The 13,411-nt window shown below is 38.3% G+C and carries 7 protein-coding genes and 3 pseudogenes; 5 read left to right on the forward strand and 5 right to left on the reverse strand.

The genetic code is table 11. The features are described from left to right. Nucleotides 1-3 precede the first annotated feature (3 nt). Nucleotides 4-1,347: a nucleotide 5'-monophosphate nucleosidase PpnN gene (gene ppnN / locus PNIG_RS19090; protein ID WP_089369276.1), complete on the reverse strand. Its 1,344-nt coding sequence runs from the start codon at nucleotides 1,345-1,347 to the stop codon at nucleotides 4-6. Nucleotides 1,348-1,563: 216 nt separating this feature from the next. Further along, the gene (locus PNIG_RS19095; protein ID WP_089369277.1) at nucleotides 1,564-3,078 is read right to left on the reverse strand and encodes a GGDEF domain-containing protein; all 1,515 of its coding nucleotides are present in this window, start codon (nucleotides 3,076-3,078) and stop codon (nucleotides 1,564-1,566) included. Nucleotides 3,079-3,303: 225 nt separating this feature from the next. Between PNIG_RS19095 and PNIG_RS19100 the strand changes: the two genes are divergently transcribed. Both PNIG_RS19100 and PNIG_RS19105 read left to right on the forward strand, forming a co-directional pair. After that, the gene (locus PNIG_RS19100; protein ID WP_089369278.1) at nucleotides 3,304-5,091 is read left to right on the forward strand and encodes a M61 family metallopeptidase; all 1,788 of its coding nucleotides are present in this window, start codon (nucleotides 3,304-3,306) and stop codon (nucleotides 5,089-5,091) included. A gap of 165 nt (nucleotides 5,092-5,256) precedes the next feature. After that, nucleotides 5,257-6,916 (forward strand): annotated as a pseudogene (locus PNIG_RS19105) (sensor domain-containing protein); the annotation flags it as partial. Between the two features lie 60 nt (nucleotides 6,917-6,976). Here the strand turns inward: PNIG_RS19105 and tnpA are convergent. Next, a pseudogene (tnpA, locus tag PNIG_RS20435) lies at nucleotides 6,977-7,371 on the reverse strand (IS200/IS605 family transposase). A 38-nt stretch (nucleotides 7,372-7,409) separates the two neighbouring features. Here tnpA and PNIG_RS19115 point away from each other — a divergent pair. Both PNIG_RS19115 and PNIG_RS19120 read left to right on the forward strand, forming a co-directional pair. Further along, the gene (locus PNIG_RS19115) at nucleotides 7,410-8,636 is read left to right on the forward strand and encodes an RNA-guided endonuclease InsQ/TnpB family protein (RefSeq protein WP_089369279.1); all 1,227 of its coding nucleotides are present in this window, start codon (nucleotides 7,410-7,412) and stop codon (nucleotides 8,634-8,636) included. Between the two features lie 243 nt (nucleotides 8,637-8,879). Next, nucleotides 8,880-11,051 carry a S46 family peptidase gene (locus tag PNIG_RS19120; RefSeq protein WP_086997434.1) on the forward strand — a complete coding sequence of 724 codons (2,172 nt, stop codon included), beginning with the start codon at nucleotides 8,880-8,882 and terminating at the stop codon, nucleotides 11,049-11,051. Between the two features lie 133 nt (nucleotides 11,052-11,184). Here the strand turns inward: PNIG_RS19120 and PNIG_RS19125 are convergent. Both PNIG_RS19125 and PNIG_RS19130 read right to left on the reverse strand, forming a co-directional pair. Then, nucleotides 11,185-11,286: pseudogene (locus PNIG_RS19125) on the reverse strand (SEC-C metal-binding domain-containing protein); the annotation flags it as partial. After that, a complete protein-coding gene (locus PNIG_RS19130; protein ID WP_225740920.1) occupies nucleotides 11,276-11,527 on the reverse strand; it encodes a helix-turn-helix domain-containing protein in 252 nt (83 codons plus the stop codon). The gene PNIG_RS19130 and the pseudogene PNIG_RS19125, both read right to left, overlap by 11 nt. A gap of 415 nt (nucleotides 11,528-11,942) precedes the next feature. Here PNIG_RS19130 and PNIG_RS19140 point away from each other — a divergent pair, with 415 nt between their 5' ends. Next, nucleotides 11,943-13,214 carry an O-acetylhomoserine aminocarboxypropyltransferase/cysteine synthase family protein gene (locus tag PNIG_RS19140; protein WP_086997553.1) on the forward strand — a complete coding sequence of 424 codons (1,272 nt, stop codon included), beginning with the start codon at nucleotides 11,943-11,945 and terminating at the stop codon, nucleotides 13,212-13,214. Nucleotides 13,215-13,411: the final 197 nt, after the last annotated feature.

The raw sequence follows: 13,411 nt of genomic DNA on the forward strand, positions 1-13,411 counted from the left end.
AACTCACGCCTTGATTGTGTAGCAGGGGACATATTTACTGCCGGGCAGTTTCATTCTTCCCTCGTCAACATAAGCTTGTAATAACTTATCCATTGCTTTCATTAAACTAGGCTCGCCACTTAGAATATAAGGCCCATGTTGTTTAATTGCTTTTACGCCTTCTTCTTTAACATTACCGGCAACAATGCCCGAAAATGCGCGGCGTAAATTTGCAGCTAATAACTGTTTTGGTTGTTCTAGGTGCAAGTCTAGGTTCGCCATTTGTTCATGTGATGGTATAAACGGCTGTTGAAATTCATTTTCTATTTTTAATGTCCAGTTAAAATAGTATGCATCGCCTTGGCTTTTACGATAGTCGCGAACATTAGCCATGGTCGACTTTAATTTTTGCGCCACTAATTGTGGGTTATCTATAATAACTTCAAATTTGCTGAGTGCTTCTACACCCAGTGTCATTTCAATAAAGTGGCACAGCTCTTTAAAGTAGGCTTCACTTTGTTTGGGTCCTGTTAAAATAACCGGTAGGCACTGCTTGTCATTTTCTGGGTGTAATAATATCCCTAATAAATAAAGAAACTCTTCAGCAGTACCAGCGCCACCAGGAAAAATAATAATAGCGTGAGCTGTGCGTATAAAGGCTTCTAAACGTTTTTCTATGTCGGGTAAAATGACTAATTCATTTACAATTGGGTTAGGCGGCTCTGCTGCAATAATGCTGGGCTCGGTTAATCCTAAATAACGATTGTTTTTAATGCGCTGCTTAGCGTGGCCAATAGTAGCGCCTTTCATTGGGCCTTTCATAGCGCCAGGGCCACAGCCGGTACAAATGTTTAAGCCGCGCAGGCCCAGCTCATAGCCTACTTGTTTGGTATATTTATACTCAACTTCACTAATCGAATGCCCACCCCAACATACAATCATGCTTGGTTCGCTGTTTACTTTTAGTGCATCGGCATTTCTGAGCATATCAAAAACCATGTGGGTAATGGCTTTTTGTTCTTTAAGATCTTTTTCGTATTTTTGACATATAAATAAAATATCGCGGATCACAGAAAATATATGTTCGTGAATACCGGTAATAATTTCACCATCAACAAATGCGGTATCAGGTGCGTTAATTAGTTCTATTTTTATGCCGCGCTCACGGCTAACTAAACGAATATCAAAGTCTTGGTATTTATCGTAGATGTCGCTACTTTCATCTGTATGGCTGCCTACGTTGAGGACGGCAAGCGCGCAGTTTCTAAATAATCGATAGCGTTCACTAGCAGAAGATTGCTCTAATAAATCAACTTCTAATTGCGACAGTAAATCTAAAACCCCAGTTGGGTTTAACTGTATTAACATCGGCATTCTCCTTGCTGTTTAATACCAATTGGGTGCAAGTGTTGATTGTTCTAGCAGGTTAAGCTCATTAAGGGCACTTGAACTTATATAAGTAATATATAAGGCGCCGTACTTTTTTAGAGCGGTTGCTATAATTAACGACTCATTTAATACAATTGGCATAAAATGTAAAAAACTAGCTAGTTATAAAACTCAAAAAAATTGAGCTAAATAACATTATTTACGTATACACAGACGATCCCGACCTGCGTTTTTGGCTTCATATAAAGCATCGTCTGCTCTATCAAATGCCTTTAATAATGTGTCACCTTGTTTAAACTGAGTTGCACCAAGTGACACTGTAATTTCTATTTGCTTATCTTTAAACTTAAACGGGATCTTTTTTATATTCTTTTTAAGTTTTTCGAGTTGTGGAATGGCATGCTCTAAAGAGGTGCCTGGCATTAAGAGTACAAATTCTTCGCCGCCATAACGCGCTATAAAGTCTGTTTTTTCTATCGATTTTTGCAAGGCTTTAGCAATAACTTGTAGCGTAATATCTCCAGCCGTATGACCAAACCTGTCGTTTATTGACTTAAAATAATCTACGTCTATTACCGCTAGAGTAACATCGGATGCTTGCACATTAAATAAGTGCATTTCGTGATTATAGCGCTCATCGAAGGCGGCTCTATTTGGCAGTTTAGTTAGGCTATCGAGCAGGCTTTTAAAACGTTGATCGTTAAGGCGCTTTTTATATTTAGTGAGTTTATTTTCTAAGCTGCCAATACGATTATTTATTTCATCAAAGCTGGTTATAAGTATTTTTCGATCTTTGCGTTCAAGTTCTTCTTTGGCAATAAAATCTTCACCGAGGGACTTTAATTCATGATCAACTAATTTTCTTAACGATGAAATTGAGGTGGTACTCTTGGTTTGCTCATTAAGATTATTAATTTTAGTTTTAATACGTTTATTTAATGCGTCAAACTCAATCCCCATAGATTCGGAATGTTTACTAGTCGAAAAAATCGAATGGTGTAACTCTTCTAAGGTTTTATTTAAAGACACTAAAAAACTTTGCGCAGATTGGCGCTCGTTATTAATATTTTTTACAATAATACTAATAATTTCAATTGCGGCAGCGAGTAAGTCATCTACTGTATTACTTTGTAAAATGGCAGTTATTATTGATTGAATTTGCTCTGCAGCTTCATCTTCAAGTACCAGCTGGTGGGCAAGTTCTAATAACTTTTTAGCAATTACTGGAGTGTCGGTATGTTGCTCTGCGGGTATTGCATTAAATTTAGTCTGTAACGCTTGGTTATAAATAGTAATTAATTGATTTAATAGCGGTATAAAACCATGGGTTGACTGAACGTTATTAAGCTCATTATCTAACAAGTTACGCAGCGCTCTGCGTGTGTCGTCAGGTAAGCCATTGGTTTTTTGTAATTGCTTGCCAGCATTTTTTACACTTGTGCGTAAATCTCGCTGATGGGCGAGTTGGGTGGCTTCTTGGCTTTTTAAAAGTACTAAAATATCATTAATTAACGGCGATAAGTGCTCAAAGCTAACCCCTTTATTAAGCGCGCTTCTAAATTTAGCTAGACGATTATCTAATTCAATATCAAGACCCTTACAGCTTAAAGACAATTTAGCTGCAAAATTTGACAGAGTGTCTACTTGAGTTTTCCTTGCGCTCTCAATTACTATTCGTTGCTCAATAGCTTGTTTGAGTTTTTTGTCCATAGAATTAGATTTATCAGGCACCTAAACATACCGCCATTGTGTTAATTAGTATCAGTTAAGTTTACAACAAATTTATATTAAGTGTAGTTATCTCATTAAAAACTTTGCATTTTAATAAGATATTGTCAATAAACGTATCTAAAAGTCTATTTATCGCTTTTAATTCACTTTTAAATAGCGCCTTGTTAGTCTTCTTTACACACTAAGTTATCTTTATGAGCCATTATGAAAAAGCTATTAGCGCTGTCTATTTTAGCCGCATGTTCTGCCCCTACGTTTGCTGATGTAAATTATTCATTAAACATTTCTCAGCCACAGCATCACTTAGGTAATGTTACGGTAGAGTTTCCTAAAACGGCACAAGCGCATTTAGACATTAAATTACCTGCATGGCGCACTGGGCGTTACGAAATATTAAATTTAGCCAATGGGGTGCGTTACTTTGATGCAAAAGACAGTGCGGGTAACACCCTAAAGTGGGAAAAAATTGATCACAGCACTTGGCGTGTACACTTAAATAAGCCAACTAAAGTGAACTTAGAATATCAAGTATACGCAAATGAGCTTGGCAAACGTGCGCGTCATATTGATGACAGCCATGCATTTATTGATGCATCAGGCTTTTTTATGTTTAGTGACTCATTTCGACAAGAGCCCGTTACGGTTAATTTAGAGATGCCTAAACAGTGGCGATCTGTTTCTGGAATGAAAAATAACAAAGGTAAAAATACATTTAAGGCGGCAGATTATGACGTACTTGTAGATTCACCAATCGAGACAGGTATTAACCAATTACACACCTTTAAAGTTGATGGCCGTGAATACGATTTAGTTATATGGGGCGATGGTAATTATGATGTAGAGCTCATGCTAACGGATCTAAAAAAGTTAGTGGCTACTGGCAATGTTATTTGGGATGGCTACCCGTATGAACGTTATGTATTTATGGTGCATGCAACATCGGGAGCGGGTGGTGCTACTGAGCATTTAAATTCGACTATTATTCAGCGTCCGCGAGACCGATTTGCTAAACGCGAAGATTACTTAGCCTTTATAAGCACTGCGGCGCATGAATTTATTCATACTTGGAACGTTAAAGCATACCGCCCAGCGGGCCTTACACCTTACGATTACACCAATATGAATTACTCTAAATTACTTTGGATAGCAGAGGGCTCAACCAGCTATTTCGAAGATCATTTATTAGTGCGTTCAGGCATTCAAAGCACTGATGAGTTTTTTAACCTACTGAGTAAAACAATTAATCGTCATTTACAAACACCTGGTCGCGAAGTACAAAGCGCCAGCGAAACCAGCTTTGATAAGTGGATAAACCAAGGCGGGGACCACGCGCGTAATTACTCTACTAACATTTATTCAGAAGGCTCATTGTTATCACTTGCTTTAGATATTGATTTACTAGAAAAAAGCCAAGGTAAAATAAGTTATCGCGATGTACACAAGGCACTTTATAAGCAACATAAATTACCTGCAGGTTTTACTTCTTTAGATGTACTCAATATTTTAAAAGACCTAACCGGGCGTGATTACAACACTTGGTGGCAAACTAATGTCGACTCGCCAGTTTCACTAAATTTTGACGAGTTACTCAATAAAGTAGGTTTAACATTTGAGCGTCCAGAAAAAGCGAAAGCCTTAGCTAGTATAGATGCTGTGGCAAAAAATACCGGCCAACTCCTTACGCTTTCGCATGTTAAACGCGGTGGCAGTGCATGGCAGGCAGGCTTAACAACAGATGATAAAATTGTTGCTATTAATAAGCATCACGTTGGTAAGGATTTAACCAGCAGCCTAGAAATGTATAAAGTAGGGGATAAAATTACAATTGATTATATTCGCCGCGATGCACTTGCTAGCACCAGTTTAGTTTTATCAGAAGATTTTGATAAACCTAAAAAGGTGATTGCTAATAAGCAAGCATCGAGTGAACAAAAGGCGTTGTTTAAAGCATGGATAGGTGTTGAGCATCCTAATAACGCTAAAAAAGATTAACATTAATGAGTTAAAAACTAATAACTAAAAGGAGCAACGGCTCCTTTTTATTTTTACACTCTTATATTGCCGCATTACCTAAAAGCATTTATTCGCTCCTTTAAGTGTTAATTTAATTATTTCGTTCTATTATAAATATTAAGTATTATTTATTAATTGATCAGAATGAAATCTAAAAATAATATACATACTTTAGCTCACCAATATGTTGTTAATGACCCATTACATCAATTATTTGATGCTGTGAATGCTATTTCTGTACAGGGGTATGATGAACAACGCCGTGTTATTTATTGGAATAAAGGCAGCGAAGTGCTTTATGGTTATACGAATGTTGAAGCAACAGGTAAAAAGCTTGAAGATTTAATTATACCAAGTGATTTACGAGAGGCCGTGGTTGCTGGCCACGGAAATTGGATTAATAATGGCATAGAAATTCCTGCAGCAGAGCTAACTCTTCGTGATAAAAATAATAATGATGTTTCGGTGTTTTCAAGCCATGTAATGTTTATAAATCAATATGGCATTAAACAAATGTATTGATATTGACTTAACCGATGTTAAACAGGCGCAAGAACAGGCTATGTTCAGAGAGAAAATGTTGGAAACAATATTTGAGGCTATTCCTGATCTATTTTTTGTAATGCAAGAAGATGGCAAAATCCTTGATTATCAAGCCAGTAGCAGTAGTAGCAGTAATCTTTATGCTTTACCTCAGCAATTTATTGGTAGCAGTATGTTTGATTTATTACCAGACGATGTTAGCAGTAAGTTTAGAAAGAATATTTCCCAAGCCTTAAGCCAAAAACAGATGGTGAGCTTTCAATATGAATTAACCATGCCATTGGGAGTTGTGTACTTTGAGGCAAGAATTAACCATGTTTCTCAATATCAGCAAGTTATGGTTATTATTCGAGATATTACCGAGCAGCACAAGGCAGAAGAGCTGATCCGTAAACAAGCTTATTATGATAATTTAACCTCATTACCTAACCGCTTTTTAGCACTTGACCGACTATCGCATATGCTTTTTGAAGCACAAAGAAACAAGGGGCATGTGGCTGTACTTTTTATTGATTTAGATAACTTTAAAAAAGTAAATGACTCGTTTGGCCATGAACTAGGCGATAAGCTACTGGTTAAATCAGCTGCAAGATTACAGCAAGTCATTCGCAAAGAAGACACCATAGGGCGTTTAGGAGGAGATGAATTTATTGTACTATTGCGGGGTATTAATAGTCATTATAACGCAATATGTATTGCAGAAAAGCTACTGAAAAGTTTTACCTCGCCATTTAAAATTGAAGGGAGAGAACTTGTACTCACTATGAGTATTGGGGTTGCTATGTACCCCGAAAATGGCGATACAGCGTCTGATCTTTTACGCAATGCAGATACGGCAATGTATCAAGCAAAAGCCTTGGGACGTAACAGTTACTCGTTTTTTACTCCACAAATGAACGTAGTAATTCAGCGTCGCCTTGCGATAGAGGAGCAGATGCAAGGTGCGTTACAGCGTAATGAATTTGAACTATATTACCAACCGCAGTTAGATGTTAAAAATAAACATGTTACCGGCGCGGAAGCTTTGCTACGTTGGTATAACCCAGTGCTGGGGAATATACCGCCCGATGAATTTATTCCAATAGCCGAGCATAATGGGTTGATTATCCCCATTGGGAAGTTTGTTATTAAGCAAGCCTTACAGCTTTTAAAAAAATGGCAAAATCAGTGCCTTAATAAAGGGCAACACCATAAATATACTATGGCTGTTAATTTATCCCCAAGTCAATTTAGAGACACAGCGCTACTTAGTTTTATCGAAATTTTCCGAGAAAACCCATTGATCGACGCGAAGCGGTTTCGATGGGATGAATCGGAATAGTTAGCCCTGCTCTTGAATGTATTTTTGAATTGTATCAGCAGCCGCATTCCCAACAGAGCAAACAAAATATCCGTCAGACCAAAATGTTTTTTAACCCAGAATTGCTTTTTAAACCATTTAAATCTCGACCATAGACTTTGCGTTGTAGATTGTTTAATTTTCCTAACGTAACTCGCAACGCTGATATTGGGAGAGATCGTTAGCAATATGTGTATATGATCTTTGTCCACCTCGATCTCTTCGATATTAAATTCTGAGCGCTCTGCAATTTCAGTGATTTTTTGTTTTACAAAATCACCTACATCACCTTTTAACAATTGTTTTCTATATTTAACCACAAGTATTAAATGTAGCGCTATTAAATATTTACATTGAGATTTAGTGTCATATTCCATCTTGACAACTCATTTCCATACAGTAGTCTATACAGTATATGAAAAAGACGCTTAGATACAACTACAGGCTAAATCCTACGCCAGAGCAAGAAGCTAAACTCGTTGAGTTTGGCGCGACAGCGCGTGGCATTTGGAACTTATTGTTGTCTGAGAACATGCGTCGATACGAGCACGATAAAACGTTTTTGTTTTACAAAGACATGGCCTCACTACTTAAAGATATCAAGACGTTCGAAGAGTTTAACTGGATCAAAGCATTCGATTCTGCGGCAGCTCAACAAGTTGCCCGCGACCTGGAATTAGCGCTCAAGAATGTTTTTACTAAAGGTCGCTTGCAACGCTTTCCAAAGCACAAGATCTCATATAAAAAGAAAAAACGTCACAACGATAGTTTTCGAGCGGTCAATAACTCGCACTGTATCCGCATTGAAAATGGCGCTATCAGTATCCCAAAGGTAGGCAAGATACCCATTATCTTGCATCGCAAACTAGCAAGTAAAATCAAGACTGTAACTATCCAGTATCACCACGGAAAATGGGGATGCAGCATCACTCAGGAAGTTGAGTGCAAAACAGCTAAACAAGTTTTAAAAACAATCACAGGTTTTGACATTAACTCAAAGCAAACTGTTGTTGGCTCAGATGGTTTTGTGGTCGATAACCCCAAGTTTTTAAAGCAGTCAAAAACAAAGTTAAATCAATTGCAACGCCAGCTTGCACGCCGAACTAAAGGTTCAAATCGCTGGCAAAAAACCAAACAACGCATCAACAAATTACACGGCAAAATCTCACGGCAAAGGCTCGACTTTGCACACAAAATTTCACGCCAGATAACCAATGAAAATGACATTTTAGTGTTCGAAGATTTAAACGTAAAAGGGATGCAAAAGTTCAATGGCAGCATGGTTGCCGACAATGTGATGGGCTTAATTACTCAGCTTTCAAAATACAAAACTGAGCTTGAAGGTAAACTCTATCACGAGATTGGCAGGTTTGAAAAATCCACTGGGGTTTGTTCTGAATGCGGCCAACATCATGTTTTAACATTGAACGACAGAAATTTCACATGTACGGCTTGTGAAACTAACCAAAGCCGAGACTTGTCAGCGGCTAAAAGCATAGCAAAAACAGGTGAATTAGATTTGATTGCGGCTGGGATCGTCGCAAGGGTTACCCCCACATCTCAGCAGAAATCAGCCATTAAAACGAAAGTCTTCGAGCTATCGAAGTTTGCTGTTGGAACTGAGAAAAAAGAAGCAGCCTAGTCTCTAAGTCAAGGCTGTAGAAGCCCATTGATCGACACGGAGTGGCGTCGATGGGTAGTTCACAAATAATCACATATTATATAAAGTAGTTATAAGTAAATACAAAATATAGCTGCCTCAGTTTGCTATTAACGCTATATATGAAGGTTTATAGGCCACATTGTAACAATTTATTACCACGGTATTGACCTGCATAATACTTCACGAGTAACCTGTTATAGAAACAATAAAAAGGACTCTATAATGCGTTTAACACCTCTTGTCGCTACAATAGCATCAACTTTAGCAATTACACTTTCAAGCACTGCAATTGCAGATGAAGGCATGTGGCAACCACATCAGCTTCCAGAATTAGAATCAATATTAAAAGCCAAAGGGCTTGAAATAGATGCTAAATCTATTTCAAAATTAACCGAATTCCCGATGAATGCGGTAATTAGCTTAGGTGGTTGTACGGCATCATTTGTATCGCCAAAAGGTTTGGTGGTAACAAACCATCACTGTGCTTATGGCTCTATTCAATACAACTCAACAACCGATAATAATATTTTAGAAAATGGCTTTTTAGCTAAAACTCCAGCGCAAGATTTACCCGCAGCTCCTGGCTCTCGTGTTTATGTTACTAAAACCGTAACTAACGTTACCGACAAAGTAATTAAAGACACTCAACAGTTAAGTGCTAAAGCACGCTACGATGCCCTTGAAAAAAATGAAAAAGCACTGGTGGCTCAGTGTGAAGCCGATGAGAGCTATCGTTGTAATGTGTATTCGTTTCATGGTGGCTTAGAGTATTACCTCATTAAGTCGCTAGAAATAAAAGATGTACGCTTAGCATACGCTCCCGCTATGGGCGTAGGTAAATATGGCGGTGATATAGACAACTGGATGTGGCCGCGCCATACCGGCGACTTTGGTTTTTACCGTGCGTATGTAGGAAAAGATGGTAAACCAGCACAGTACAGCGAAGATAACGTACCTTATGAACCCGATTCTTACTTAAGTGTAAGTGCTAAAGGTGTGCAAGAGGGCGACTTTGTTATGGTAACAGGCTATCCGGGGCGCACTAACCGTTACCGTATTGCTGCAGAAGTAGATAACGTATTTAACGACAGCTATCCTAAAGCGCGTGAACATAATTCAAAATACGTAGCACTTATTGAAGAAAACGCAGAGGACGGCAGTAAAGCGCGTATAGCTTACGAAAGCACTATTGCAGGTTACAATAATTACATTAAAAACTATGGCTCAATGATAGAAAGCTTTAAAAAAGGCACCATGTTTGAGCGCAAAAAACAGTTTGAGCAAGAACTAACTCAATGGATTAATAGTGATAAAACACGCAAGCAGCAATATGGCGATGTTTTAAATGAGCTATCGGCATTAGTAGCGCAATCGCAACTGCATAGCGAGCGCGATCGTATGTTAGGTTATGTACACAGATCACAAATGATCAGTACCGCTCGCAGCTTATACCGTTTAGCGTATGAGCAACAAAAGCCAAATGCAGAGCGAGAGTCTGGATACCAAGAGCGTGACTTACCGCGCATTAAAGCTGGGCTTGAGCGTATGACGCGTCGCTTTGATGCCAATGTAGATAAAGCTATTTTACTGCACTTTTTAGAGCTTTATGCTGCACTTCCGAAAGAAGAGCGCTTTAGCGAGGTTGATAAGGCATTTAAACTACAGAATGGTTTTGATAAAGCGAAACAAAGTGCATTGCTTGAGCAAATGTATACTAAATCAACACTTGATAACGAAGTTGTACGCAATTCATTGTTTGAGCAATCGTTTAGCCAGCTAAACCAAAGCCAAGACCCATTTGTGCAATATGCTAAAGCAATATTTAAAGTAATGAAAGCTGAGGAAGATAAATCAAAAGCACTTGCAGGCAAGTTACAAGCTGCTCGCCCGCAGTTAATGAGCGCTATTATTGCCTTTAATAAAGCACAAAATAAGGCCGTATATGCAGATGCAAACAGCACATTACGAGTAACTTACGGCACGGTAGGTGGCTACTCACCTCAAGATGGCTTGGTAGCAACACCCTTTACATCGCTTGAAGGGTTACTAGCTAAAAACACCGATGTTGACCCATTTAATGCACCTAAAAAGTTACAAGAGCAAATTAAAGCCAAGCTTTATGGTGATTACACCGGCGGCATGAACACAGTACCTGTTAACTTTTTATCAAACGTAGATACAACCGGCGGTAACTCAGGCTCGCCAACACTCAATGGTAAAGCCGAGCTGGTGGGTTTATTGTTTGATGGCGTATATGAAAGCATCATTGGCGATTGGGATTATAACCCAGAACTAAACCGCTCAATTCACGTAGATTCTCGTTACATGCTATGGGTAATGGACAAGGTAGATAATGCCCAAAATTTATTAGATGAAATGAAAATAGTAAAATAAGTTAAGCGTAAAAATAAAGCCGAATCTTTATTTTAGCTGAACTTTATAGCAAATAATAAAATGCCACTTGTTATTAACAGGTGGCATTTTTATATTAAAGAATGAGAAAGGAGGTTAAATTGTGAGCTATAATTTAAGCACAACACTTTTTATACTTTTTACCACTACCGCATAAACAAGGAGAGTTACGCTCAGGGACTTTATCGAATACTTGCGGTGTAGACTTAACCAGTTTGTTGGATAGTTTGTGCGGGCGATAGTGTTAAAAAGCCATACTCCTCGCTTTTTTTCCAAAGTTTGGAAAAGAAATCCAACTCTTGGTAGTAGCAAATTTTTTGTTTATTCTGTAACTTAAATAAGTTAATCGCTAAGGCTTTATTCCACAAGAATCGACAATTTCCCGCATATTGCGCCATTTTAGCGTTAATATCGGGTGTTGTTTTTAAACGAAATTTATAAGCTTTGCGAATAACCATACTGTTATTATATACAGTTAATCAAAAAGGAACAACCCACTTAGTCGCTTCGCGACTATTGCCTTATATCACCGACCTAAAGGAACGGTGTTTTACGGCAAAAGTTGATAAATTTAAATAACTATAGACTAACAGTGGGAGTATTATTTGTGTGCAAAGGGATATATACAGGCACGTGCGACCTGATTGCAGGTGAGACATCAAAAAATATGAATCTGCATGTATTATTTATTTAGGCGTAATACTCTTTATTATTGGTTTTAGTTTACAGCTAAACTAGTTATAGCTTTAAAAGTTAACAGTGGTTGTTTTTAAAGGTTAAAAATTTCAATTGTCATTAGTATATTTCAAGTGCACTTAGTAGCATATAAGTGCTAATTTAACGCTAAGTGAATTAATAACAGGGAATATACTAATGAAACTAGAATCTTTAGCGCTGCATCATGGCTACGAATCAGAATCAACCACAAAGTCTGCAGCAGTGCCAATTTATAATACGTCATCTTATACGTTTGATAACACCCAGCATGGTGCTGATTTATTTGATTTAAAAGTACCTGGTAATATTTACACCCGTATTATGAACCCAACTAACGCAGTATTAGAGCAGCGTATCGCGGCTATGGAAGGGGGCGTAGGCGCACTGGCTGTAGCCTCTGGCATGGCAGCAATTACTTACGCAATTCAATGTTTATGTGAAGTTGGCACCAACATTGTTAGTACTAGCCAAGTATATGGCGGCACTTACAACTTATTTGCACATTCATTACCACGCCAAGGTATTGAAGCACGGATGATCAAAGCAGATGACTTTGAGGCCTTTGAAAACGCAATAGATGATAATACTCGAGCAGTATTTTGTGAATCAATTGGCAACCCTGCAGGTAATATTGTTGATATTGCCCGATTAGCCAAAATAGCACACAGTAAAGGTGTGCCCCTTATTGTTGATAACACAGTAGCAACGCCGTACTTATGCCGCCCATTCGAGCTGGGTGCCGATATAGTGGTGCATTCATTAACTAAATACATAAACGGGCACGGCACTGCCATTGGCGGCATGATTGTTGACTCAGGTAAATTTGATTGGAAAGCAAATGCTACGCGTTTTGCCATGATGAACGAGCCCGATCCGTCTTATCATAATGTTGTTTATACCGAAGCCTTTGCAGAAGCCGCGTTTATTGGTCGCTGTAGAGTGGTTCCGCTTAGAAATACCGGTGCGGCACTTGCACCAAAAAATGCATCAGACATTCTAATTGGCCTTGAAACCTTAGGTTTGCGAATGGAACGTCACTGCGAAAATGCACAAAAGGTGGCTGAGTATTTACAAAAGCACCCTAAAGTTTCATGGGTTAACTATGCAGGCTTAGCGTCAAGTCCATACAACGCAATGTGTAAAAAAACAACTAATGGTAAAGCATCGGGTATATTAAGTTTTGGTATTGTAGGTGGCTTGGAAGCAGGCACTCGTTTTATCGACGCACTCAATATGATACTGCGTTTGGTAAACATCGGTGATGCTAAGTCGCTAGCGTGTCATCCTGCATCAACCACGCATCGTCAGCTTAATGATGAAGAACTCGCTAATGCGGGTGTGAGCCGTGATTTAGTGCGTTTATCGATTGGTATTGAAAATATCGACGATATTATTGCAGATGTAAGTCAAGCGCTCGATAAAGCGTAAGCTATTTATAAGTAATAACATCGTTTAAAATGCCTCTATACACTGAGGCATTTGTATTTTTTTCATTGAAAAGCATATAATTAAGTATCTAATTTGATAATCAGTTGATTTAAGTAAGCCTAGGCAGTATAGATATTATCAATAAGGTTAAATTTACCTAGAAAAATAGCTTAAAAGTGGCTAACCGCGATTATAAT

Origin of the sequence: Pseudoalteromonas nigrifaciens, assembly GCF_002221505.1 — a bacterium.
Classification (GTDB): domain Bacteria; phylum Pseudomonadota; class Gammaproteobacteria; order Enterobacterales; family Alteromonadaceae; genus Pseudoalteromonas; species Pseudoalteromonas nigrifaciens.

Excerpts from the sequence above, each read along its gene's own strand:
- PNIG_RS19115 (WP_089369279.1), top strand. The coding sequence starts at position 7,410 with ATGAAAAAGACGCTTAGATACAACTACAGGCTAAATCCTACGCCAGAG.
- ppnN (WP_089369276.1), bottom strand. The coding sequence starts at position 1,347 with ATGTTAATACAGTTAAACCCAACTGGGGTTTTAGATTTACTGTCGCAA.
- PNIG_RS19130 (WP_225740920.1), bottom strand. The coding sequence starts at position 11,527 with ATGGTTATTCGCAAAGCTTATAAATTTCGTTTAAAAACAACACCCGAT.
- PNIG_RS19140 (WP_086997553.1), top strand. The coding sequence starts at position 11,943 with ATGAAACTAGAATCTTTAGCGCTGCATCATGGCTACGAATCAGAATCA.
- PNIG_RS19100 (WP_089369278.1), top strand. The coding sequence starts at position 3,304 with ATGAAAAAGCTATTAGCGCTGTCTATTTTAGCCGCATGTTCTGCCCCT.
- PNIG_RS19120 (WP_086997434.1), top strand. The coding sequence starts at position 8,880 with ATGCGTTTAACACCTCTTGTCGCTACAATAGCATCAACTTTAGCAATT.
- PNIG_RS19095 (WP_089369277.1), bottom strand. The coding sequence starts at position 3,078 with ATGGACAAAAAACTCAAACAAGCTATTGAGCAACGAATAGTAATTGAG.